This window comes from Pseudoduganella buxea (genome assembly GCF_009720835.1).
Taxonomy (GTDB): domain Bacteria; phylum Pseudomonadota; class Gammaproteobacteria; order Burkholderiales; family Burkholderiaceae_D; genus Rugamonas; species Rugamonas buxea.
Map to the genome: position 1 here is coordinate 1 of NZ_WNKZ01000192.1, position 2,239 is coordinate 2,239.

Here is a 2,239-nt window from a genome sequence, read left to right on the forward strand (position 1 = left end):
CTCCGCCCTCCAGCGCTGGCTGTGGCGCCTGCCGCACCTGGGCCGACAGCTGCGCACCTACCAGCTGGCGCGCTTCACCCGCACGGTGGCGATGCTGCTCAAGGGTGGCGTGCCGCTGGTGGCGGCCCTGGCCATGACGGAGGCGCTGCTGCAACAGCAGGCCCTGCGCGGGGGGCTGCGGGCGGCGCGCCTGGCCATCAGCGAAGGCGGTGCGCTGGCCGATTGCTTCGGCCGCCACGGGCTGGCCACGGATGTCGGCGTGCGCCTGCTGGTGGTGGGCGAACGTTCGGGCAACCTGGGCGAGACGATGGAAAAGATCGCCGCCTTCTACGACGAGGAAACCGCCCGCGCCGTCGACTGGTTCTCGCGTTCGTTCGAGCCGCTCCTGATGACGGTGATCGGCTGCCTGATCGGCGGCATCGTGATCCTGATGTACCTGCCCATCTTCGACCTGGCGGGCAGCATCCGATGAATGCGCCGCCGCCACAGGAGGCGTGCCTGTCCGGTGCCGCGCTGCTGGCGCTGCTGGCACGGCGCGGCACCGGCGAGAGCGTGTTTCGCGCGCTGGAGGAAGAGCTGGGCCTGGCGCCGGCCGCGGCGCTGGCCGAACTGGGCCGGGTGCTGCGCATGCCCACGCTCGACATCGACGCGCTGCATGCGCTGACACCGGATTTTGCGCTGCTGGCCTATGGCGACGCGGTACGGGGCCGCTGCCTGGTGGCGCGTGCCGGCGCGGCGCCGGCGCTGCTGTGCGTGACGGTCGATCCCTTCGACACGGGGCTGCAGACCCTGGTCGAGGCACGCCTGCCGCAACCGCCGCGCTGGCACCTGGCCCATCCCGACGACCTGGCGGCGTATTTCACCATCGCCGGGGAAAAACTGCGTGCCCTCGATGCTTCGTTCGAAGCGCAGGCGCCACGCGAGGCGGCGCCCGGCGGCGCGGCCGATTTGTCGCTGGAATCGATCTCGCAGGATGCCAGCCCGGTGGTCAAGCTGGTCAACTCCTCCATCTTCGACGCGCTCAAGGCCGGCGTCAGCGACATGCACTTCGAGGTCGGCGCCAAGGGCCTGACCCTAAAGTACCGTATCGACGGCGTATTGTCGCACGTGCTGTTCGTGCCGGGCGGCGACATGTCCGACCAGGTGGTGTCGCGGCTGAAGGTGATGTCGGACCTGGACATCTCGGAGCGGCGCGTGCCGCAGGACGGGCGCTTCAAGCTGCACGTGAAGGGGCGCCAGATCGACTTTCGCGTCTCCATCATGCCCAGCCTGTTCGGCGAGGACGTGGTGGTGCGCATCCTCGACAAGGAAGCCCTGGCCGACCAGATCGTCGGCCTGCGCCTGGATCACCTGGGCTTCGACGCGGGCACGCTGCGGCGCGTGCGCCAGCTGGCACGCGAGCCCTACGGCATGACGCTCGTCACCGGCCCCACCGGCAGCGGCAAGACCACCACGCTGTACGCCGCGCTCACGGAAATCAACAGCGGCCAGGACAAGATCGTCACCATCGAGGACCCGGTCGAATACCAGTTGCCCGGCATCCTGCAGATCCCCGTCAATGAGAAGAAGGGCCTGACCTTCGCGCTGGGGCTGCGCTCGATCCTGCGCCACGACCCGGACAAGATTCTGGTCGGCGAAATCCGCGATCCCGAAACGGCCCGCATCGCCATCCAGTCGGCATTGACGGGGCACCAGGTCTTCACCAGCGTGCACGCCAACAATGTCTTCGACGTGCTGGGCCGCTTCCTGCACATGGGGGTCGACATCTACAGCTTCGTGTCGGCGCTGAACGGCATCCTGGCGCAGCGCCTGATGCGCATCGCCTGCGAACATTGCGCCGTGCCGTACCTGCCCGATGCCGACGAACTGGTGGCGGCCGGCATCGACCCGGCACTGACGGCCGGGGGCCGCTTCGTGCGCGCACGCGGCTGCGGCCAGTGCCGCGGCACCGGCTTCAAGGGCCGCAAGGCAATCGGCGAATTCCTGCGCATGAACGACCAGCTGCGCGAACTGATCATCGGGCGCGCGCCGATCCGGCAGATCAAGGAAGCGGCGCAGCAGAACGGCACGCGCTTCCTGCGCGACGCCGCCATCGATGCCGCCCGCAACGGCATCACCACCATCGAGGAAGTCAACCGTGTTACGTTTGCCGAATGATGCCCTGTGGCTGGGCCTGGGGCCGCGCCAGGTCGGTGCCGCGCGGCGTGCCGGCCGGCGCCGGCAGGGCGCGGCAATCGGC

2 protein-coding genes are annotated in these 2,239 nt (G+C 69.3%); both read left to right on the forward strand.

Translation table 11 applies throughout. The features are described from left to right. Window positions 1-472 (forward strand): type II secretion system F family protein (locus tag GM672_RS27445; RefSeq protein WP_211517453.1); only part of this gene is annotated, 472 nt, incomplete at its 5' end. Next, a complete protein-coding gene (locus GM672_RS27450; RefSeq protein ID WP_155473663.1) occupies window positions 469-2,157 on the forward strand; it encodes a GspE/PulE family protein in 1,689 nt (562 codons plus the stop codon). The genes GM672_RS27445 and GM672_RS27450, both read left to right, overlap by 4 nt. Window positions 2,158-2,239 lie beyond the last annotated feature (82 nt).

Coding starts and splice junctions, on each gene's coding strand:
- GM672_RS27450 (WP_155473663.1), top strand. CDS start 469: ATGAATGCGCCGCCGCCACAGGAGGCGTGCCTGTCCGGTGCCGCGCTG.